16 protein-coding genes are annotated in these 20,235 nt (G+C 72.7%); 11 read left to right on the top strand and 5 right to left on the bottom strand.

The features are described from left to right. Nucleotides 1–75: 75 nt before the first annotated feature. The gene (locus OG992_RS27055; protein ID WP_266304594.1) at nucleotides 76–477 is read right to left on the bottom strand and encodes a rhodanese-like domain-containing protein; all 402 of its coding nucleotides are present in this window, start codon (nucleotides 475–477) and stop codon (nucleotides 76–78) included. Between the two features lie 270 nt (nucleotides 478–747). Here OG992_RS27055 and OG992_RS27060 point away from each other — a divergent pair, with 270 nt between their 5' ends. The 5 genes from OG992_RS27060 (at nucleotide 748) to OG992_RS27080 (ending at nucleotide 5,955) form a co-directional block, all read left to right on the top strand. After that, on the top strand, nucleotides 748–1,392 hold the full coding sequence (locus OG992_RS27060; protein WP_266304595.1) for a uridine kinase: 645 nt from the start codon (nucleotides 748–750) through the stop codon (nucleotides 1,390–1,392). A gap of 68 nt (nucleotides 1,393–1,460) precedes the next feature. After that, complete coding sequence (locus tag OG992_RS27065; RefSeq protein WP_238685470.1) at nucleotides 1,461–2,606, top strand: M48 family metallopeptidase; 1,146 nt, start codon at nucleotides 1,461–1,463, stop codon at nucleotides 2,604–2,606. Between the two features lie 36 nt (nucleotides 2,607–2,642). Next, nucleotides 2,643–3,986, top strand: coding sequence for a dipeptidase (locus OG992_RS27070; protein ID WP_266305283.1), 1,344 nt, complete (start codon nucleotides 2,643–2,645; stop codon nucleotides 3,984–3,986). A 77-nt stretch (nucleotides 3,987–4,063) separates the two neighbouring features. Next, nucleotides 4,064–4,270, top strand: coding sequence for a hypothetical protein (locus OG992_RS27075; protein WP_266304596.1), 207 nt, complete (start codon nucleotides 4,064–4,066; stop codon nucleotides 4,268–4,270). Nucleotides 4,271–4,362: 92 nt separating this feature from the next. Next, nucleotides 4,363–5,955 (top strand): ATP-dependent DNA ligase, encoded by a 1,593-nt coding sequence (locus OG992_RS27080; RefSeq protein WP_266304597.1) that lies wholly within the window; start codon nucleotides 4,363–4,365, stop codon nucleotides 5,953–5,955. Nucleotides 5,956–5,965: 10 nt separating this feature from the next. On the opposite strand, the gene OG992_RS27085 is transcribed toward OG992_RS27080, so the two are convergent. After that, complete coding sequence (locus OG992_RS27085) at nucleotides 5,966–6,787, bottom strand: SURF1 family protein (RefSeq protein ID WP_266304598.1); 822 nt, start codon at nucleotides 6,785–6,787, stop codon at nucleotides 5,966–5,968. A gap of 206 nt (nucleotides 6,788–6,993) precedes the next feature. Here OG992_RS27085 and OG992_RS27090 point away from each other — a divergent pair, with 206 nt between their 5' ends. After that, nucleotides 6,994–8,397, top strand: a complete 1,404-nt coding sequence (locus OG992_RS27090; protein ID WP_266304599.1) for a cobyrinate a,c-diamide synthase — start codon at nucleotides 6,994–6,996, stop codon at nucleotides 8,395–8,397. Continuing rightward, on the top strand, nucleotides 8,394–8,963 hold the full coding sequence (locus tag OG992_RS27095) for a GNAT family N-acetyltransferase (RefSeq protein ID WP_238685465.1): 570 nt from the start codon (nucleotides 8,394–8,396) through the stop codon (nucleotides 8,961–8,963). Before OG992_RS27090 ends, OG992_RS27095 begins: the two co-directional genes overlap by 4 nt. Before the next feature lie 25 nt (nucleotides 8,964–8,988). On the opposite strand, the gene OG992_RS27100 is transcribed toward OG992_RS27095, so the two are convergent. After that, the gene (locus OG992_RS27100) at nucleotides 8,989–11,118 is read right to left on the bottom strand and encodes a transglycosylase domain-containing protein (RefSeq protein ID WP_238685464.1); all 2,130 of its coding nucleotides are present in this window, start codon (nucleotides 11,116–11,118) and stop codon (nucleotides 8,989–8,991) included. 121 nt (nucleotides 11,119–11,239) lie between these two features. Here OG992_RS27100 and cobC point away from each other — a divergent pair, with 121 nt between their 5' ends. From cobC to OG992_RS27120, 4 genes are all read left to right on the top strand, one after another. Then, on the top strand, nucleotides 11,240–12,325 hold the full coding sequence (cobC, locus tag OG992_RS27105) for an Rv2231c family pyridoxal phosphate-dependent protein CobC (protein WP_266304600.1): 1,086 nt from the start codon (nucleotides 11,240–11,242) through the stop codon (nucleotides 12,323–12,325). Then, the gene (cobT, locus tag OG992_RS27110; protein ID WP_238685506.1) at nucleotides 12,325–13,428 is read left to right on the top strand and encodes a nicotinate-nucleotide--dimethylbenzimidazole phosphoribosyltransferase; all 1,104 of its coding nucleotides are present in this window, start codon (nucleotides 12,325–12,327) and stop codon (nucleotides 13,426–13,428) included. The genes cobC and cobT overlap by 1 nt, the downstream gene beginning before the upstream one ends. Before the next feature lie 40 nt (nucleotides 13,429–13,468). Beyond that, nucleotides 13,469–14,710: a uroporphyrinogen-III C-methyltransferase gene (gene cobA / locus OG992_RS27115; protein ID WP_266304601.1), complete on the top strand. Its 1,242-nt coding sequence runs from the start codon at nucleotides 13,469–13,471 to the stop codon at nucleotides 14,708–14,710. Between the two features lie 127 nt (nucleotides 14,711–14,837). Next, nucleotides 14,838–16,124 carry a hypothetical protein gene (locus OG992_RS27120; protein ID WP_266304602.1) on the top strand — a complete coding sequence of 429 codons (1,287 nt, stop codon included), beginning with the start codon at nucleotides 14,838–14,840 and terminating at the stop codon, nucleotides 16,122–16,124. A gap of 50 nt (nucleotides 16,125–16,174) precedes the next feature. Here OG992_RS27120 and otsB read toward each other — a convergent pair whose 3' ends face one another. Together otsB and OG992_RS27130 are read right to left on the bottom strand one after the other, a co-directional pair. Further along, on the bottom strand, nucleotides 16,175–18,739 hold the full coding sequence (gene otsB, locus OG992_RS27125) for a trehalose-phosphatase (protein ID WP_238685505.1): 2,565 nt from the start codon (nucleotides 18,737–18,739) through the stop codon (nucleotides 16,175–16,177). A gap of 41 nt (nucleotides 18,740–18,780) precedes the next feature. Next, nucleotides 18,781–20,181 carry a trehalose-6-phosphate synthase gene (locus OG992_RS27130; RefSeq protein WP_124817234.1) on the bottom strand — a complete coding sequence of 467 codons (1,401 nt, stop codon included), beginning with the start codon at nucleotides 20,179–20,181 and terminating at the stop codon, nucleotides 18,781–18,783. Nucleotides 20,182–20,235: the final 54 nt, after the last annotated feature.

Here is a 20,235-nt window from a genome sequence, read left to right on the forward strand (position 1 = left end):
AGGGGCCTGTTTCCTGGATCGGGCACGATCTTGCACAGACCGACCGGAATGGTACGTGAGGGGCAAGGTCGGGGCTCACTGGCGAATGTCGGCCGGACGGTCGGTGGTGGGCAGGCCGGCGGCGAGCCAGGCGTCTACGCCGCCGATCATGTCGGTGGCCCGGCGCAGGCCGAGGGTCTGCAGGCTGGCGGCTGCCAGGCTGGAGCTGTAACCCTGCCGGCACACCAGGATGATCTCCCGGTCGTACCCGGTGGCCTCCGGGATCCGCCAGGCGCTGGCCGGATCGAGGCGCCACTCCAGCACCGTCCGGTCGATGACGACAGCACCCGGCAGGTCACCCTGTTCGCGGCGCTGTAGTTCGGTACGGGTGTCGACCAGCAACGCGCCGCCGCGGACCGCCTCGACGGTCTGCTGCGGAGTCAGTCGGTGCAGCCCGGCGCGGGCCTGTTCGAGTAGGGCGTCTATACCGGGGCTCATCACGTCTCGGAGCACCACCCGATCATGCCGATTCGGCGGCACCCCGGGCGGGGAACGGGCCGCCCGTCACCCGTCGCCGCACCAAATCCCCCGGACGTGACGATGGCCGGCCAGGGCGGTCAGCCGGACGTGTCAGGGTGGCCCGAGGCGGCCCCGCACCCAGCACGATCGACACGGGCCGACAGGGATGCCGCGACGTCGATGAAACCGAGTCGATCAGCCTGCTCACCAGCGGTGGCGGCATACTTCGGGCATGCACCACGGGAGGCTGTGCTGAACCCGGGAACTGGCGGGCCGACAGTGGCGGTTGTCGAGGCGTACGCCGAATTGGCTCGTCGGGTGCTCGCGGGCCCGGCGCGGCTGGGGCGGACCCGGCTGGTCGCTGTCGACGGGCCGAGCGGCGCGGGTAAGAGCCGGTTCGCCGCGCGGCTCGCGGATGCCCTGGCCGGGCCGCTCGGCGACCGACCGCCGGTGGTGCACACCGACGACCTGCTCGACGGGTGGGACGACCAGGTCACCTTCTGGCCCCGGCTGGACGACGGGGTGCTCGCCCCGCTGCGCGACGGGCAGCCGGGCACCTACCGGCGGTACAGCTGGGTCCGGCAGTGCTTTCTGCCCCGGCCGGTCCCGGTGCCGGTGGCTCCGGTGCTGGTGGTCGAGGGGGTCAGCGCCGCCCGGGCGGCCGTCCGGCCGGAGCTGACGCTGGCCGTGTTCGTCACCGCGCCCGCGTCGCTGCGGCTGGCTCGGGCTGTCGCCCGGGACGGTCCGGAGATCCTGCCCGAGCTGCGCCGCTGGCATGACGGGGAGCGGACGCACTTCGCCGCCGACGAGACCGCGACCCACGCCGACCTGTTGGTCGACGGGGCACCGACACTGCCGCACGACTGGGACCGGTACTACGTGCGGCTTCGCTGAGCGGGGCATGGACGTGGGCCACCGACTGCGGCACGATGCGAAGAGCTACGGCGAACGGGGAGCCCACAATGACGGCAGCGGACGCGCCAGCGCGGCGTCGGATCACCCTCACCGGCATCAGCTCGCGGGCCTGGGAGCATCCGGCCGACCGGGGTGCCCTGGTCGCGCTGCGGGAGCTGCGTGGTTTCGACGACGTGCTGCGGGCGTTCTTCGGGATGTGGAACGAGCGGGGTTTCCGGCTGTCCGTGCTGGCCTCCGGCATCCGGGTCGACCATCGGCAGTACCCGGCGGTGTGGCAGCGCTACACCGAGGCGGCGGCGGTGCTCGACGTGGCCGAGTTGCCCGAGCTGTACGTGACCCAGTCGCCCTGGTTGGGCGCCGAGGCGGTCGGGTTGGAGCGGCCGTTCATCGTGCTGAACTCCGCCTGTGTGCAGCAACTCGACGAGGACGAGCTGCGCTGCCTGCTCGGCCACGAGTTGGGGCACGTGGGCAGCGGGCACGCGGTCTACAAGACCATGCTCATGATCCTCACCCGGTGGGCGGCCAACCTGAGCTGGCTGCCGGTCGGCGCGATCGCGCTGCGCGCCATCATCGCGGCGATGCTGGAGTGGTGGCGCAAGGCGGAACTCTCCGCCGACAGGGCCGGCCTGCTCGCCGGGCAGGACCCGGCCGCCGCGCTGCGACTGCTGATGAAGCTCGCCGGCGGCGGTGACCTGTCCCAGGTCGACACCACCGCCTTCCTGGAGCAGGCCGCCGAGTACGCCGGCGGCGGCGACCTGCGCGACAGCCTGCACAAGATCCGGATGACCGCGTGGAGTACCCACCCGGTGCCGGTGGCGCGGGCGGCGTCGCTGCGCCAGTGGATCGACTCCGGGGCGTACGGGCAGGTTCTGGCCGGGGACTATCCGCGCCGCGAGGACGACAGCTCGACAAGCGTGTCCGAGGAGATCAAGGCGGCTGCCGAGTCGTACCGCGAGGAGTTCAGCAGGTCCACCGACCCACTGGTCGGGTTGCTGCGTCGGCTCGGCGACGGCGCGAGCGACGTCGGCGAGTGGGTGGGCGGCACCGCCGGTCGGGCCCGTTCCTGGATGGACGCCGCCACCGAGGCGGCCGGCCGCGCACATCGCGCCGGGCGGGCCGCCCCGGGCGCGCGGGCCGGCGCCGGCCCCGCGGACAGCGGTGACGGTACGGGCTCCGCCGACACTCCTCGGTAAGGCCGGCATACGATGCCGGTCATGACCTCACCGATCATGTCCGAGTCCGAGGTGCGGGCCGCCGTCGAGCGGGAGATGCCCGGCGTCCGGGCCGACCTGGAGCGCCTCGTCCGCATCCCCGGCATCGCCTTCGAGGGCTTCGACCACTCGCACGTGGAACGCTCCGCCGAGGCGGTCGCCGAGCTGCTGCGCGGCTGTGGCCTGGACGTCGACATCGTGCGATCCGGCGGCCAGCCGGCGGTGATCGGCCGTCGGGCCGCCCCGCCCGGCGCGCCCACAGTGCTGCTCTACGCCCACCACGACGTCCAGCCGGTCGGCGACCGGTCGCTGTGGGAGTCCGACCCGTTCGAGCCGGTGGAACGGGACGGCCGGCTCTACGCCCGGGGCGCGGCCGACGACAAGGCCGGCGTGATGGCGCACGTGGCGGCGCTGCGCGCGTACGGTGACGCGCTGCCGGTCGGCGTGGTCCTCTTCATCGAGGGCGAGGAGGAGTACGGCTCCGATTCGCTGGAGCAACTGCTGGCCGAGCACCGCGACGAGATCACCTCGGACGTCATCGTGATCGCCGACTCCGGCAACTGGGACATCGGCGTACCGGCGTTGACCACCTCGCTGCGGGGCATCGTCAACTGCTTCGTCGAGGTGCGCACGCTGGACCACGCGGTGCACAGCGGCATGTTCGGCGGCGTCGTGCCGGACGCGCTCACCGCGTTGGTCCGGCTGTTGGCGACGCTGCACGACGACGCCGGTGACGTGGCAGTGGACGGCCTGGTCGGCCGGGAGGGCGCCACCGTCGACTACCCGGAGGACCGGGTCCGGGCCGAGGCGGGGCTCGCCGACGGCGTGCAGTTCATCGGCACCGGCCGGATGACCGACCGGCTCTGGACCAAGCCGGCGCTGGCCATTCTGGGGGTCGACGCGCCGTCCACCGGCGAGGCGCCGAACGCCCTGGTCCCGGCCGCGAAGGCGAAGCTCAGCATTCGCCTCGCCCCGGGCGACGACCCCAAGCGGGCGTACGCGGCGGTGCGCGCGCACCTGGAGCAGCGCGCGCCGTGGGGGGCGCAGGTGACCGTCACCTTCGAACACGACGGCGACCCGTGCGTGATCGACGCGTCCGGGCCGATGTTCGACGCCGCCCGTTCGGCTTTCCGGACCGCCTGGGACGGCACCGACCCGGTGGACATCGGCGTAGGCGGCTCGATTCCGTTCATTGCCACCTTCCAGGAGATGTTCCCGAAGGCGGCGATCCTGGTGACCGGCGTGGAGGACCCGCACGCCCGCGCGCACGGCCCGAACGAGAGTCTGCACCTGGGTGAGTTCGCCCGGGTCTGCCTCGCCGAGGCACTGCTTCTGCGCAACGTGGCGGCCGTGAGCAGTTAGGTGTCAGAACGGCAACTTTGGGCCTGATCTGGGAGTTTACGGCGTGTCGGATGGTCAGCTGTTATAGCCTTTCGTACATGAGTACGAACGAGGTGATGGCCCGGTTGGGGGCCGCTGTCAGCGCGCTGGGAGATGTCGATGTCTCCGCGTGGTCCGAGGACACGCTCAACGAACAGCTCGGTGAGCTCTCCGCCGCACTGGTCGCCCTCGACTCGGTGCTCGCCCGGGTCGCCGGCGAGGTCCGCGCCCGAGGCTTGCGCATCGAGGAGCCCATCTCCGCCTAGGCCCTGATCCGTCGTCCGCGTGAGTGGGCGGCACCCTGCCGACACCGCCCGGGCACGGCAATGCCCGGGCGGTGTCGGAGGTGACTGGCAGGATGAGCTGCGTGCGGTTCCTCGATCTGGCAGCGACCTCCGCCGCCGTCGGCGCCACCAGCGGCCGACGGGCCAAGGTGGAGTTGCTCGCTGACGCGCTGCGCCGGCTCGATCCTGGCGAGGTTGAGCCCGGCGCCGGCTATCTCGCCGGTGAGCTGCGCCAACGGCAGACCGGGGTCGGCTACGCGAGCCTGCGTGACCTGCCGCCGCCGGCCGCCGAGCCGACGTTGACGGTGGCCGCCGTGGACGCGGCCATCGCGCAGATCGCCGCGGTGCACGGCTCGGGCTCACAGGCTCGGCGTCGGGCGCTGCTCGGTGCCCTCTACGCGGCGGCCACTGCCGACGAGCAGAGGCTGCTCACCGGCCTGTTCAGTGGCGAGCTGCGGCAGGGCGCCCAGGCCGGCCTGCTCGCGGACGCGGTGGCCCGGGCCGCCGAGGTGCCGGTGGCGGCGGTCCGCCGGGCACTGCTGCTCGCCGGTGATCTCCGGGCCGTGGCGGTGGCCGCGCTGGCCGGAGGGGCCGCCGAGTTGGCCGGGTTCGGTCTACAGGTCGGCCGCCCGCTGGCGCCGATGCTCGCGCAGAGCGCCCCCACTGTCGACGAGGCGCTCGCCGCGACCGGCACGCCGGCGGTGGTCGACGTGAAGCTCGACGGCATCCGCATCCAGGTGCACCGCTCCGGCACCGACATCGCCGTGTTCACCCGCAGCCTCGACGAGATCACCACCCGGGTGCCCGAGGTGGTCGCCGCGGTCCGTGCTCTGCCGGGCCGGGAGTTGGTCCTCGACGGCGAGGCGATCGGCCTGGACGAGACCGGCCGCCCACTGCCGTTCCAGCAGACGTCGAGCCGGGCCGCCCGACGCACCACCCCCAGCACCACCGGGCGCACACCTGTCGCTCCGGCGGTGCTCGCGGCGGCCGCCAGCACGGGTGCGACGGTGCTCACCCCGTACTTCTTCGACCTGCTGCACCTCGACGGCCAGGATCTGATCGACCTTCCCGGCCGGGAACGATGGGCCGCCCTCGCCGGTTCGGTGGATTCGTCGCTGCTGGTCGGCCGGATGGAGGTCGACGGCCCGGAGCAGGCCGCCGCCGCCTTCGCCGCCGCGCTCGACGCCGGGCAGGAGGGCGTGGTGGTCAAGGCGCCGGACGCCCCCTACGACGCTGGCCGGCGCGGTGCCGCCTGGGTCAAGGTGAAACCGCGGCACACCCTCGACCTGGTGGTGCTCGCCGTCGAGTGGGGCAGCGGCCGACGCAAAGGTTGGCTGTCCAACCTGCATCTGGGTGCGCGTGACGCGCGCACCGGCGACTTCGTGATGCTCGGCAAGACGTTCAAGGGGCTCACCGACGAGCTGCTGCGGTGGCAGACCGAGCGGTTCCTCGGCCTCGCCGTGGAACGCGGCGACTGGGTGGTCCGGGTTCGGCCCGAACAGGTGGTGGAGATCGCCTTCGACGGGGTGCAGACGAGTTCGCGCTACCCCGGTGGGATGGCGCTGCGGTTCGCCCGGGTGGTGCGCTATCGCGACGACAAGTCCGCCGCGGAGGCGGACACCATCGACGCGGTCCGCGCCATCCACGCCGGCCGCGTGAGCGGCTGACCGGGCGAGGTCAGGCAGAAGCGGTCGGCGTCGGCTCGGCGGCGCGGTCCAGCGGAGCCGGGGTGGCGCCGATGCCGGCGGCCCGGCGGGCCTCCCGACGGGCCACCCAGCCATAGCCGAAGAGGGCCATCACCGCGAACAACCACCACTGCACGACGTAGCCGAAGTTCTGCCAGTTGTTGGCGTGCCCGACCGGCACCGCCTTGAACACCGGATCGGCCGCCGGGGTCTGCTCGTCGAGCAGCAGATAGGCACCGTAGACCGGGTAGGGAAGCTCGCCGGCCAGCCGCGACACCCCGACCCGCCGGATCTCCAGCAGCCCGTCGCGTCGGGCCACCGCGCCAGCGCCGCTCTCCGTCTCGTGCACCCGGCCGACCACAGTCACGTCGCCGGTCGGCGCGGCCGGCACCGACGGCTGGGCGGTCGCCCCACCGGGCGCCGGTGGGATCCAGCCCCTGTCCACCAGCAGCGCCGTGCCGTCGGCGAGCACCAGCGGCGTGAGCACCTCGAAACCGACCCGGCTGTCCACCGTCCGGCCACGGACCAGCACGGTGTTCGTGGGGTCGTACCGGCCGGTGACGGTGACCCGGGTCCAGACCTTGTCCGCGGCGGGGGCCGGACCGGCCGTCCCCGCGCCGCCAGCGGGAGCGCGCAGCGCGTCGGCGAGCGGCACGGGAGCCATCCGCTGGCCCGCGTCGATCCGCTCGTTGACCTCGGTGCGCCCCCGGTAACGGTCCAGCTGCCAGTTGCCGAGGAACACCATGACGGCGGCCGCGACCAGGGTCAGCGCGAGAGCGCCCAGCCAGCGTGGGCTCAGCAGGAACCGGTACACGGCACCGAGGCTACTCGTATGACCGGCGCCACTGAGCTGGACCGGGCCGGGACCGGGCCGCGGCCGACGCCCGGGGCACTGCCAGGGCCGGGCCGCCCACCCCGGTTGGCGGTGCTCGCGCCTTCAGCCGGGCGGGTATCGTCACGCCGACGGATCGGCCTCGGTCGTCCCGTCGCGTACCCGCCACCGCTCGCGAGGAGTCGATGATGACCGTCGTGCCGCGCCTGGTGCTCAGCGCGCCGTCCTCCGGGCACGGTAAGAACGCGCTGGCGATCGGGCTGCTCGCCGCCCTGGCCGAGCGAGGGGTCGACGTCGCCGGGTTCAAGCTTGGGCCGGACCACGTCGACGCCGCCTACCTCGGCCTCGCCTCCGGTCGGCCGGGCCGGATGATCGACCCCCGACTGGTAGGTCTCGACCGGCTCGCCCCACTGGTGGCGCACGGTGCCGCCGGTGCCGGGCTGGCCGTGGTGCAGGGCAGCATGGGGCTGTACGACTCGGTCGGTGGCCGTCCCGAGCAGGAGTCCACCGCCGCCGCGGCCGCCGCGCTGCGCAGCCCGGTGGTGCTCGTTGTCGACGTGGCCGCGATGGGTCAGTCGGTGGCGGCCCTGGTGCACGGTTTCCGCTCCTACGACGAGCAGTTGTGGCTCGGCGGGGTGATCCTCAACCGGGTGGCGTCGTCGCGACACGAGGGGATGCTGCGCGAGGCGTTGGATGACGTGGGGGTGCCCGTCTACGGCGCGCTGCGTCGACAGGACCTGCCCCCGGTGCTGCCGTCGCGACGGCACGGGGTGGCGCCGGTGGTCGACGAGTCGGCCGACGCCGTCCGTGCGGTCCGCCGGCTGGGCGAGGCCGTCGCCGCCACTGTCGACCTGGAACGGCTGCTCGGGCTGGCCCGCTCCGCTCCGCCGCTGCCGGGGCCGGCCTGGTCTCCCGAGGAGGCCCTCGGCACGTTCACACCCCCGGCGAACCGCCCACTGGTGGCGGTGGCCGGTGGGCCGGGCGGCAGCTTCAGTCACCCGGAGACCAGCGAGTTGCTCCGGGCCGCCGGCGCCGAGGTCGTCGTCGTCGACCCGCTGCGCGACGAGGCGCTGCCGGTCGGTACCCGCGCACTGGTCGTCGGCGGCGCGCTACCCGAGGCGTACGCCGAGCAGTTGTCGGCCAACCGGCGGCTCTGCATCGCGGTGGCCGAGTTGGCGCGGACGGGGCGTCCGGTGATCGCCGAGGGCGCCGGGCTGCTCTGGCTGGCCCGGGAACTGGACGGGCTGCCGATGTGCGGTGTCCTGGACGCGGTCGGCGTCAGCCGTGACGGGGTGGTGGCCGGTTACCGGGAGGCGACCGCCCAGACCGACAGCGTGGTCGCCGCCACCGGCACGGTGCTGGTCGGGCACAAGGCACACCGTGCGGTGCTCACCCCCCGCGCTGGTCAGCGCCCGGCCTGGAGTTGGGACGGCGGCGCGCCGGAAGGCTTCGTCTGGCGCAACGTGCACGCCTCGCAGCTCACAGTGCACTGGGCGAGCCATCCGGCGACGGCGGCCCGGTTGGTCGCCGCGGCGGCGGCCGACCCGACGAGCGAGGTGGTACCAGCACAGCCGGGCGAGGTGTCGGTGTGATCGGCCAGGTGGCGGTGCGCCGGTTCCCGACGTTGACCGTCTCCACCCCGCGTACCGAGGTGCGTCAGCTCACGGCGGCCGACGCGGCGGCGGCCGGGGAGATCTTCGCCGACAAGCTGACCCGGCGTTGGCTGCCGCTGCCCGACGACTCCGGCCCGATCGACGGGCTGGCCTGGTGCACCGACCTGGCCCGGCAGCGGCGCGACAGCGGGGAGGGCGACCACTACGCGGTGCTCCGGCGCGAGGACGACCAGGTGGTGGGCTCGCTGTGGACCCGGCGCACCGACTGGGGCGCCCGCCTCACCGAGATCTCCTACGCGATGGCGGCGCACGCGCGGGGCTTCGGCTTCGCCGCCGAGGCGGTCGACGCGGTGGCCATCGCGCTGATCCTGGAGCACGGCTTCCAGCGGGTCGAGCTGCGGGTGGCTCCCGGCAACCTGGCCTCGCGCCGGGTCGCCGAGAAGGGCGGGTTCAGCTACGAGGGCCTGCTGCGCAACGCCGGGTTCGTCAGCGGCGGCCGGGTGGATCTGGAGTTGTGGTCGTTCGTCGCCGCCGACCTGCGCTGAGCGGCGCGCACCGGCCCGTGACCCGTCAGCCGACGATGGCGTCCGACGGTGGGGTGAACTGGCGGGTCGGGGTGCCCTTCAGGCCGTCGCGCAGGGTCTCCGAAACCGCCTTGATCGGGATCTGGGACTGCCCGTCACCGACCGCGTTGAACGGGTTGTCCGGGTCGGAGATGAAGCTCGCCGCTGCCAACTCCGGGGTGTAGCCCACGAACCAGGCCGACCGGGTGCTGTCGGTCGTACCGGTCTTGCCGGCCACCGGGCGTCCGACTGTGCCGCGCACGCTGTCGGCGGTGGACCAGCCGCCGCAGCTGCCGCGCGCCGGGGTGTCGCCGGTCGGGCAGCGGGCCGCGTCGGTGGCCGCCCGTGCGGCGTCCGCGCTCACCACCTGCCGGCAGCGCGGCTTGGCCACCTCACGGTGCAGACCGCCCGCTGTGGCGTAGGTGGCGGGTGTGCCGTCCCGGTTCATGATGGCTTGCACGGGGATGGCCTCGCAGTAGCGGCCGTCGGCCGCGATCGCGGCGTACGCGTTCGCCATCTCCAGCGGGGTGGCGTCGGAGACTCCCAGGGTGAACGCGCCCCACTTCTTCGCCTTGTCCGGGGACGCGTGGTCCCGGTCGACGTCGGTGCGCCACCGCAGCCCGAGCTGTTCGGCCAACCGGACCGCCCGGTCCGCGCCGACCTTCTCCTCCAGCCAGACGAAGTACGTGTTCACCGACTTGCCGAAGCCGGACCACATGGTCTGCTGGCCGGACATGGCGCCGCTGGCGTTGGAGGGCGCCCACCCGTCGTAGACCTCGGACCGGTAGCGGTGTGGCGCGTTGAACGAGGTGGAGAGGGGCATCCCCGCGTCGAGGGCGGCCAGCATCGGGAACATCTTGAACGTCGAGCCGGCCTGGTAGCCGGCCAGGTCACCGCCGCCGAGCAGTGGTGCCACAGTGTTCGGGTAGTTGGCCTTCACCTTCGGCCCGGCCTCGGGGTTGGAGCTCTGCGGGTTTTCGGCCAGGTCCAGCGAGTACGTCCGGTTCACCGCCATGGCCTTCACCCGCCCGGTGCCCGGCTCGGAGACCACTATGCCGTTGGCGAACGGGCTGCCGGTGGCTTCCTTGGCGCCGACGTTCTTCTCCGCCGCCTCCTGGATCTTCGGGTCGAGGCTGAGCACGATCCGGTAGCCGCCCCGGCGGAGGTTGTCCATCCGTTCCAGCCGGTTCGCGCCGAACGCGGGCTGCGCGCTCCACCAGTTCTTCAGGTAGTCGCAGGCGAAGCCCCAGCTGTTGTACTTCTCCGCCACCGCGGCGCAGTCGTGCGGTGGGGTGGTCAGCTTGAGCCGGATCGGCTCGGACTTGGCGGCGGCGGCCGAGTCGGGGGAGAGGTAGCCGAGTTGGCTCATCCGGTCCAGCACGTAGTTGCGCCGCCCGGTGGCCTCCTTCTGGTCGGAGTCGGCCGGGTCGTACTCGGAGGGGGACTTGACCAGTCCGGCGAGGGTGGCGGCCTCGACCGGGGTGAGGTCCTTCGGGGTCTTGGAGAAGAAGATCTCGCTGGCCGCGTAGATGCCGTACGCCCGGTGCCCGAAGTACGCCGAGTTCAGGTACCGCTCCATGATCTGTTCCTTGCTCATCTCCTTCTCCAGGTCCAGCGCCATCCGCATTTCCTTGACCTTGCGAATGCTGGTCTGCTGGGTGGCTTCCTGGACCTCCTTGGGCGTGGTCGCGCTGTCCCGCAGGGCCATCCGGACGTACTGCATGGTCAGCGTCGACGCGCCCTGGGAGCCGCCGGAGCGGGCGTTGGAGACGAAGGCCCGGGCCACGCCCTTCGGGTCGACGCCGTGGTGCTGGTAGAAGCGGGAGTCCTCGGCGGCCACGATCGCCTGTTGGATGTTCGGCGACATGTCCGACAGCTTGGTGTACTGCCGGTACTCCTCGTAGAACATGGTCAGCACGGTCTTGCCGTCCGGGCCGTAGACGTACGAGGTCTCGGCGGGCAGGGCGGTCTTCAGCACCCGGGTCTTCTGATCCACGGCGTGCGCGGTGGCCTTCGCGCCGAGCCCGGTGAGGGCGACCAGTGGGTACGCGGCGGCGGCGATCACGATTCCGGCGATCAGTCCGGCGCGGAGGAGAGGGACGAGACGACCAGCGGCAGCAAGGGGTCGGTTGCTCACCTGGTCAAGTTATGACATTTCCGATTCGTACATGAGAAGAACTCTTAAACCGCCGGGTGGTGACGCGGCTTACGCCGACATCGACTGTCCCACCGGCCACCTTCCCGGCAGGATCGCGGACATGTCTGATCAGCCGAGCGCTGTCGCCCCACCCACCGGGGTCGAGCCGGACCTCGCTCACCACGGCGACGCGGAGGCCACCGCCGGCCTGATCGACCTCGCCGTCAACGTTCGGCGGGCGCGGCCTCCCGACTGGCTGGCCCACCCGATCGCGGCCACCCTGACCGACCTGGCCCGCTATCCGGACCCGGCACCGGCCCGGGCGGCGGTCGCCGCCCGACACCGCCGTCACCCGAACGAGGTGCTGCTCACCGCCGGCGCCGCCGAGGGTTTCGTGCTGATCGCCCAGGCGCTGCGCGGCGTGCACCGCCCCGTGGTGGTACACCCCCAGTTCACCGAGCCGGAGGCGGCGCTGCGGGCCGCCGGACACCCGGTCGAGCGGGTGCTGCTCGACGCCGCCGACGACTTCCGGCTCGACCCGTCCCGGGTGCCCGCCGACGCCGACCTCGTGATGATCGGCAACCCGACGAACCCGACCTCGGTGCTGCACCCCGCCCAGACGGTGGCCGCGCTGGCCCGCCCCGGCCGGGTGCTGGTGGTCGACGAGGCGTTCGCCGACACCACCATCGCCGCCGGGCACCCCGGCGAACCGGAGTCGCTGGCCGAACGCCGCGATCTGCCCGGCCTGCTCGTGGTGCGCAGCCTCACCAAGACGTGGGGCCTGGCCGGCCTGCGGATCGGCTACCTGCTGGGCGCCGCGGAGCTGCTGTCCCGGCTGGCCGCCGTCCAGCCGCTCTGGGCCGTCTCCACGCCCGCGCTGGCGGCCGCGTCGGCCTGCGCCAGCGCCGTCGCGGTCGACGCCGAACGCGCGATCGCCGCCGACCTCGCCGCCGACCGCGACCACCTGGTAGCGCGCCTCGCCGAACTGCCCGGTGTACGCGTCGTCGGCCGTCCCGCCAGCGCGTTCGTCCTGCTGCGCCTGCCGGGCGCGACAGCGATCCGGGCCGCCCTGCGCGAGCGCGGCTGGGCGGTGCGCCGAGGCGACACGTTCCCCGGCCTCGGCCCGGACTGGCTGCGGGTGGCCGTACGCGACCGAAACACCACCGACGCGTTCATCGACGTGCTGCGCGAGACCATGGAGGCATGATGCTGGAGACCACGATCGCGGCGATCCGCGCGGCGGACGAGGCGGCCATGGCCGCCGCCCGCGAGTTGCACGGCCGGCTGACCAAGCCGGCGGGCTCGCTGGGTGCGCTGGAGGAGCTCTCGGTACGGCTCGCCGGCCTGGCCGGAGTCTGCCCACCACCGCTGCCCGAACCGGCCGCGGTGGCGATCTTCGCCGGCGACCACGGGGTGCACGCCCAGGGGGTCAGTCCCTGGCCGCAGGAGGTCACCGCGCAGATGATCGGCAACTTCTTGGCCGGCGGAGCGGTGGTCAACGCGTTCGCCCGGCAGGCCGGCGCCTCGGTCACCGTCGTCGACGTCGGCGTGGCCACCCCGCTGCCCACCGACCCGGCGGTGCTCGACCCGACGGCCCTCGACCCGGCGGTGCTCGACCCGGCCGTGCCCCGACTGGTTGTCGCGTCCGTCCGCCGGGGCACCCGCGACCTCACGGTGACCACAGCGCTGACCCGGGACGAGGCGCTGGCGGCGGTGCGGACCGGCATCCGGATCGCCGACGAGCTGATCGACGCCGGCGCCGGCATCCTGCTCACCGGGGACATGGGCATCGGCAACACCACCCCGGCCGCAGTGCTCATCGCCGCGTTCACCGGCGAAGACCCGCTCGACACCACAGGCCGGGGCACCGGGGTCGACGACCCGACGTACGCGCGCAAGGTGGCTGTGGTGCGGGCCGCGCTGGCCCGGCACACTCCCGACCCGACCGACCCGCTCGGGGTGCTGGCCGCCGTCGGTGGTCTGGAGCACGCCGCCCTGACCGGGCTGATCCTGGGGGCCGCAGCGCGCCGCACGCCGGTGCTGCTGGACGGTGTGATCGCGGTCTCGGCCGCGCTCGCCGCCGCCGCGTTCGCCCCGGACGCGGTCTGCGCCATGGTCGCCGGCCACCGCTCTGCCGAGCCCGGTGCCACTGTCGCGCTGCGCCACCTCGGCCTCGATCCGCTGATCGACCTGGGGCTGCGCCTCGGCGAGGGCACCGGCGCGCTGCTGGCGTTGCCAGTGGTCACCGGCGCGGTCCGGGTGCTGCACGAGGTGGCCACCTTCGACTCCGCAGGGGTGGCCGAGAAGTGAGCACCCGCGACGAAGAAGCCGTCCGCCTCGGTGGTGCGGCGTGACCTCCAATCCGTACCCCCTGGGTTTGCGGCTGCACGGGCGGCGGGTGGTAGTGGTGGGTGGCGGCGCTGTCGCCACCCGGCGCGTACCCGCGCTGCTGGACGCCGGTGCGGACGTCCTGCTGGTGGCCCCGGAGCTGACTCCGGCGCTGCGCGCGCGGGTCGACGCGGGTCGGCTGCACTGGGTGCCGCGCCGGTTCGCACCCGAGGACCTGGACGGCGCGTGGCTGGTCCACGTGGCGATCGACGACCCGATCGCGGCGGCTTCGGTGAGCGCCGTCGCCGCCGAGCGGCGGATCTTCTGTGTCCGGGCCGACGACCGGACGGCCGCCACCGCCTGGACCCCGGCGGTGACCCGGCACGGCCCGGTCACCGTGGCGGTGTTCGGAGGCGGCGACCCGCGCCGGGCGATGACCGTCCGCGACGCCATCCGTGACCTCCTGGCGGTCCGCCTGGCTCCGGGCGGGATCGCTGGCCGGCCCGACCCTTCGACGGGGATGACCGGTGGGCCGCAGGCCGGGCGGGTGGCGCTGGTTGGGGCGGGGCCGGGGGACCCGGAGCTGATCACCGTGAAGGGTTGGCGGCTACTCACCGAGGCCGACGTGGTGGTCGCCGACCGGCTGGTGCCCGGGCTGCTCCTCGACGAGTTGCGCCCGGACGTCGAGCTGGTGGACGCCTCGAAGATCCCTTACGGCCCGTCCCGGGCCCAGGAGGAGATCAACCAGATCCTGGTCGACCGGGCCCTGGCCGGCGCCTTCGTGGTGCGGCTCAAGGGCGGTGACCCGTACGTCTTCGGCCGCGGCGGCGAGGAGTTGCTGGCCTGCGCGGCCGCCGGCGTGCCGGTGACAGTGGTGCCCGGGGTGACCAGCTCGATCGCCGCGCCGGCAGCGGCTGGCATCCCGGTCACCCATCGGGGGGTGGCGCACGAGTTCACTGTGGTCTCCGGGCACCTGGCACCCGACGCTCCGGCTTCGCTGGTGCGCTGGGACGCCCTCGCCGGTCTGCACGGCACCCTGGTGATCCTGATGGGGTTGAAGAACCTCGCCGCCATCACGGCCACCCTGATCGCCCATGGCCGGTCGCCGCAGACGCCGGCCGCCGTCGTCCAGGAAGCCACGACGGGCACCCAGCGGGTGCTGCGGTCCACGCTGGGCGAGGTGGCCGCCGACCTGCGTGCCGCCGACCTACGCCCACCTGCCGTCGTCGTGGTGGGCGACGTGGTGGGCGCCCTCGACGGCTGACAGCCGACCGGACGCGGGAGGGTGCTGGCAGGGTAGATCTCGGACAGTTTTCGTTACGCGCTAACGGAAACTGTCCCAAGATTGCCAGCTGCGGCGGTTGTCGGTGGCTGTCGACACAATGTCGACCATGCTCACCGTGAAGGATCCGCACGAGACGTGGCGAACGGAACTGCTCACACCCGTCGCGCTGTTGTGCGGGAGTCCCGGCCTGACCAGCACCTTCGAGGACCTTCCCTCGCGATGGCGCGATGCTCCGGTCCGGACCCTGAGGTGCGCGGAAGCGGACAGCTCCTGGGCCGTCCTGGTAACTGTGGTCCGTGGCTATCGCCAGCAGGCGGGCGACTCGCTCGTCGGCAACGAGTTCGGCCGTGACCCGCACACCGCCTACGACCTGGGCTCGCCCGGCGACCTGGTGTACGAGCTGCAGGTGACCGAGGACGACGGGTCCGACGAGCCCGAGCTGTTGGCGTTCCGGCTCTTCGGCGACCCGCAGGCGGCCGGGGCGGAGGTGCTGCGGTGGGCCGGGAGGAAGGCGGCGTGCTCGGTCAGCCCGTCGGTCGAGCGGGCCGAGGCACGACAGCGCCGAGACCGTCGACAGTTCGACAACCGCCAGGCCAGCGCGGCATCGCCACCGGTCCGGTTCGGCGCGGTGTCGGACGAGGCCGCCGCCGACCTCGAGGCCCTCGACCTGTCCGCGTTGTGCTGGCACTTCCCGCGCGGGAACACCGGCGCCTACCTGCGGTCGGCGGTGGTCGCACTGGCCGGCTACGGCGAGCAGCGGCCGCACCTGCGGGGCCGGTGGCTCACCGCACGGGTCGAGGGCGAGGAGTTGGTCGTCGGCATCGACGACCTGATCCCGGCCAACCAGCGGCACCGCTGGGACAACGCCCGCTGGTTGTGGGACCGCCGAGCGGCGAACACCCCGGCACGGCTTCGCTGGCAGGTCGATCGGGTCGAGCAGGCCGCTCCCGCGGTCGCGGCCGTCCGCCGTGGCGCGTTGCCCGAGGCGTTGCTCAACGCCGGTGTGGAGACGGACCCGGAACTCGACGCGTTGCTGACCGGGGTGCCGTACCGGCTCTCCGACGCCGAACTCACACCGACCTGGGTGGCCAACCTGTACCGCGGTCTCGCCGACCTCGCGCCCTGGCGGCTGGACGCGGCGTACCGAGGGTGGCGTGACGCCCGACAGGCACAGGGGCTTCCGGTCCGGGACCCGGTTGTCCTGTTCGGCCTCGGCGGCGTCGGCGCGGCCCGCAAACCGAAGCTCGCGCTCGACCACACCGGCGACGCCCCACTCCTGTGCCTGGTCCACACCGGCAGCAGCGCGCTGCTGCCGTACGCGCACTGGACGGTGCCCGCCGACCTCGCCGCCCACCTGCACGGGTGGCAACCGAGCCTGCCGTACCCGCAGTGACCGACGGGGCCGGAGCGCAAGCGCTCCGGCCCCGTCACACAGACGGCGAACTACTGCTTGAGCATGTTGTCCAGCAGCAGGGCGCAGCGGATCAGACCAAGGTGGCTGTACGCCTGCGGGTGGTTGCCCAGGCCGCGCTCGGCGAGCGGGTCGTACTGCTCGGGGAGCAGCCCGGTCGGGCCGGCGGTCAGCACCATCTGCGCGAACAGTTCCTCCGCGTCGGTGCGGCGGCCGGTGCGCAGGTACGCCTCGATCAGCCACGCCGTGCAGATGTGGAAGCCGCCCTCACGGCCGGGCAGGCCGTCGTCCCAGTGGTAGCGGTAGACGACCGGGCCGCTGCGCAGATCCGCCTCGATCCGCAGGACGGTGGACAGGAAGCGCGGGTCGTCGCCCGGGAGTAGGCCGGAGAGGCCGATCCAGAGCGACGAGGCGTCCATGTCCTCGTCCCCGTACGCGACGCTGTACGCCTCGACGTCGGAGTGCCAGCCGTGCTCCAGCACGTTGGCGCCGATCCGGTCGCGCAGGTCCTTCCACTCGGGCCGGTCCTCGCCGCCGTGCTCGCGCATCACGTGCAGGGCCCGGTCGACTGTCATCCAGCACATCACCTTGGAGAAGACGTGGTGCCGGGGTGGCAGCCGGGCTTCCCAGATGCCGTGGTCGGGCTCGTGCCAGCGGCGGCGGACCGCCTCGACCATGTTCTCCAGGACCCGCCACTCGTCGTCACGGACCGAACCGCGAGCGTCGGCGACGGCCGCGATCAGGTCGGCGATCGGGCCGAAGACGTCCAGCTGCAACTGGTGGTTGGCGAGGTTGCCGACCCGGACCGGCCGGGAGCCGGCGTACCCGGGCAGCGTGTCGATGACCGCCTCGGCGCCCAACTCGTAGCCGTCGATGGTGTAGAGCGGGTGCAGCCGTTCCGGGTGCCCGCCGGTGCGCTCGATGCAGCCGTCCACCCAGCGCAGCAGCGCCTCGGCCTCCTCGACGGAGCCCAGGTCGACAAGTGCGCGGGCGGTCAGCGCGGCGTCGCGCAGCCAGCAGTAGCGGTAGTCCCAGTTGCGGACGCCGCCCAACTCCTCGGGGAGCGAGGTGGTCGCCGCGGCCAGGATCGAGCCGGTGGCTTCGTGGCAGAGCCCGCGCAGGGTGAGGGCGCTGCGCGCGACCAGGTCCCGGGCGGTGGACGGCAGCCGCAGCGAGGCCACCCAGTCCTTCCACGGCTGCTCGGCGGCGGCCTGCCGCTCGTGGATCGGCACCCGGTGGTGCTCCAGGCTGTGCGTGCCGAAGCGCAGCTCCAGCACTACCTGCCCACCGGCGGCGGAGAGGTCGACGATCGCCTTGGCGGTCTCGTACCCCCCGTCGTTGCCGACCTCCCACTCCACACCGGGGGCGTAGAGCGCGACCGGCTCGTTGGAGCCGAGCACCAGCAGACCGTCGCCGATCGGCTGCAACTGCACGGCGACCTGGCCGAACTCCGGCCTCGGCGCGAACTCCACCTTCACCTTGCCGCTGCCGGTCAGCACCCGGACCAGTGTCGAGTCGCCGGTGATGACCGCCGGGCTGTCGTCCGGGGTGGTCTCCCGGGCCGGCTTGTCCAGCCAGTCGGTGACGGTGAGCCCGGACCAGCGAGTCTCCACGGTCATCGTGCCGGAGCGGTAGCGCTGGCCCAGCGGGATGCCGCCACGTTCCGGGGCGATGCTGAAGTGGCCGGCCGGGCTGCCACCGACCAGGTCGGCGAAGATCGCCGCCGAGTCCGGCTTGGGGTGGCAGAGCCAGCTCACCTTGGCCTCGGGGGTGAGCAGAGCGACGGTACGACCGTTGGCCAGCATGGAGTGCCGTTCGATCGGCACCGCCCGCTCACCGAACAGCCAGTGCCGCCGGGTCTCCAGCAGCAGCGCCAGGGCGCGGGCGGCCTCCAGCGGGTCGGCCACCCGGTAGCTGGCCTGGGTGTCGCCGGGGCCGATCTTGATGCCGAGGTCGGGACCGTGCAGGTGGCCGAAGCCGTTCTCGTCGGTGATGTCGTCGCCGATGAACAGCACAGCGCTGGAGGCGAGCTGGGTCCGCAACTGGTCGAGTGCGGTGCCCTTGTGGGTGGCCACCACGGAGAGTTCGATGACCTCCTTGCCCTGGGTCACCGTGACGCCGTCGAAGGTGGCCGGACCGTTGCGGACCGCCTCGATGGCGGCGGCGGCGATCTGCGGGTCGACCCCACGGGTGTGCATCGCGACGCTCGCCGGTTTGCGTTCCAGCCGGATGCCCGGGTGCTGGGCCGCGATCTCACGCAGCGCGTTGCGGACCTGGGTCCGTACGGCTACCAACTCGGGGGAGAGCCGCTCGACGAAGCCGATGTCGAACTCGGAACCGTGGCTGCCGACGAGGTGCACCTCGCTCGGCAGCCGCGAGAGCGCGGCCAGGTCGCGCAGCGCCCGACCGGAAACCACCGCCACTGTGGTCTGCGGTAGCGCGGCGAGCGCGCGGACCGCGGCGACCGACTCGGGCAGTGGGACGGCTGTGCTCGGGTCTTCCACGATCGGCGCCAGCGTGCCGTCATAGTCGCAGGCGACCAGGAGCTGGGGGACCCGGGCGATCCGGCCTATGGCGGAACGCAGCTCAGGGTCCATGACCCCGGTGGCGTTTGCCGCCCCATCGTTGACGGACGTGTTCACTCGGCCTCCGCCTCGGGAACTCCGAGCTCCGAGAGGAAAGACTTGGCCCAGTGGCCCACGTCGTGGGTACGCAGGTGACGTTGCATTGTCCGCATCCGGCGGCGTGCCTCGGTTTTCTCCACGTGCACTGCCCGGAGGAGGGCGTCCTTGACCGCGTCCGGGTCGTGCGGGTTACACAAAAATGCCTGGCGAAGCTCGGTGGCGGCGCCGGCGAACTCACTGAGTACGAGCGCGCCACCCTGGTCGGCACGTGATGCTACGTATTCCTTCGCCACGAGGTTCATTCCGTCTCGCAGCGGGGTCACCATCATCACGTCGGCAGCAACGTACATCGCTGCCAGCTCAGTGCGACTGTACGACTGATGGAGGTAATGGACCGCCGGCACGCCGACCCTGCCGAACTCGCCGTTGATCCGACCGACCTCGCGCTCCACCTTCACCCGTAGTGCCTGGTAGTGCTCCACGCGCTCACGGCTGGGTGTCGCGACCTGAACCATGACCGCGTCGGGAACTGTCAACTTTCCGTCAGCCAGCAGCTCCCGGAAGGCCTTGAGCCGCAACTCGATGCCCTTTGTGTAATCCAGCCGGTCCACGCCCAGGATTATCGTCTTCGGGTCGCCCAGCTCGGCGCGAATCTGCTTGGCCCGGGCCTGGATCGCCGGGTCGGCGGCCATCCGTTCCATTTCCTGGGTGTCGATCGAGATGGGGAAGGCGCCCGCCTTCACCTGCCGACCGTCGACCTGGATCATCTGACCCTCGTAGCGCAGCCCGAGCAGGTGCCGGGCCAGCCGGACGAAGTTCTGCGCGGCCAGCCGCTGCTGGAAACCGACCAGATCGGCGCCGAGCAGACCGCGCAGGATCTCGGTACGGAACGGCATCTGCATGAACAGCTCGATCGGCGGGAACGGGATGTGCAGGAAGAACCCGATCCGCAGGTCCGGGCGGAGCTCACGGAGCATCGCCGGCACCAACTGGAGCTGGTAGTCCTGCACCCAGACCGTCGCGCCCTCGGCCGCCACGTCGGCTGCGGCCTCCGCGAACCGGGCGTTGACCAGGCGGTACGCCTCCCGCCACCGGCGCTTGTAGGCCGGCGTCTCCACCGCGTCGTGGTAGAGCGGCCAGATCGTCGCGTTGGACTGGCCCTCGTAGTAGCGCTCCAACTCCTCGGCGCTGAGCGGGACCGGGTGCAGCCGGATCCCCTCCAGGTCGAACGGCTCGGGGGCGGCGCCGGTGCCACCGGCCCAGCCGACCCAGGTGCCCTTGTGTTCGGCGAGTACGGGATGCAGGGCGGTGACCAGCCCGCCAGGGCTGCGTCGCCACTGCCGGCCCTCGGGTGTGCTCACCTCGTCGACCGGCAGACGGTTCGCCACTACGACAAAGGAGCTACGGACGGTCACGATCGGCCACCTCCGGGTACTGACGGGTCCACCGCGATGAGCGTACTGAGCGTA

Source organism: Micromonospora sp. NBC_00362 (assembly GCF_026342155.1).
GTDB classification, from domain to species: Bacteria; Actinomycetota; Actinomycetes; order Mycobacteriales; family Micromonosporaceae; genus Micromonospora; species Micromonospora hortensis.

Excerpts from the sequence above, each read along its gene's own strand:
- OG992_RS27055 (WP_266304594.1), bottom strand. The coding sequence starts at position 477 with ATGAGCCCCGGTATAGACGCCCTACTCGAACAGGCCCGCGCCGGGCTG.
- OG992_RS27065 (WP_238685470.1), top strand. The coding sequence starts at position 1,461 with ATGACGGCAGCGGACGCGCCAGCGCGGCGTCGGATCACCCTCACCGGC.
- OG992_RS27070 (WP_266305283.1), top strand. The coding sequence starts at position 2,643 with ATGTCCGAGTCCGAGGTGCGGGCCGCCGTCGAGCGGGAGATGCCCGGC.
- OG992_RS27075 (WP_266304596.1), top strand. The coding sequence starts at position 4,064 with ATGAGTACGAACGAGGTGATGGCCCGGTTGGGGGCCGCTGTCAGCGCG.
- OG992_RS27080 (WP_266304597.1), top strand. The coding sequence starts at position 4,363 with ATGAGCTGCGTGCGGTTCCTCGATCTGGCAGCGACCTCCGCCGCCGTC.
- OG992_RS27090 (WP_266304599.1), top strand. The coding sequence starts at position 6,994 with ATGACCGTCGTGCCGCGCCTGGTGCTCAGCGCGCCGTCCTCCGGGCAC.
- cobC (WP_266304600.1), top strand. The coding sequence starts at position 11,240 with ATGTCTGATCAGCCGAGCGCTGTCGCCCCACCCACCGGGGTCGAGCCG.
- cobT (WP_238685506.1), top strand. The coding sequence starts at position 12,325 with ATGCTGGAGACCACGATCGCGGCGATCCGCGCGGCGGACGAGGCGGCC.
- OG992_RS27120 (WP_266304602.1), top strand. The coding sequence starts at position 14,838 with ATGCTCACCGTGAAGGATCCGCACGAGACGTGGCGAACGGAACTGCTC.
- otsB (WP_238685505.1), bottom strand. The coding sequence starts at position 18,739 with ATGGACCCTGAGCTGCGTTCCGCCATAGGCCGGATCGCCCGGGTCCCC.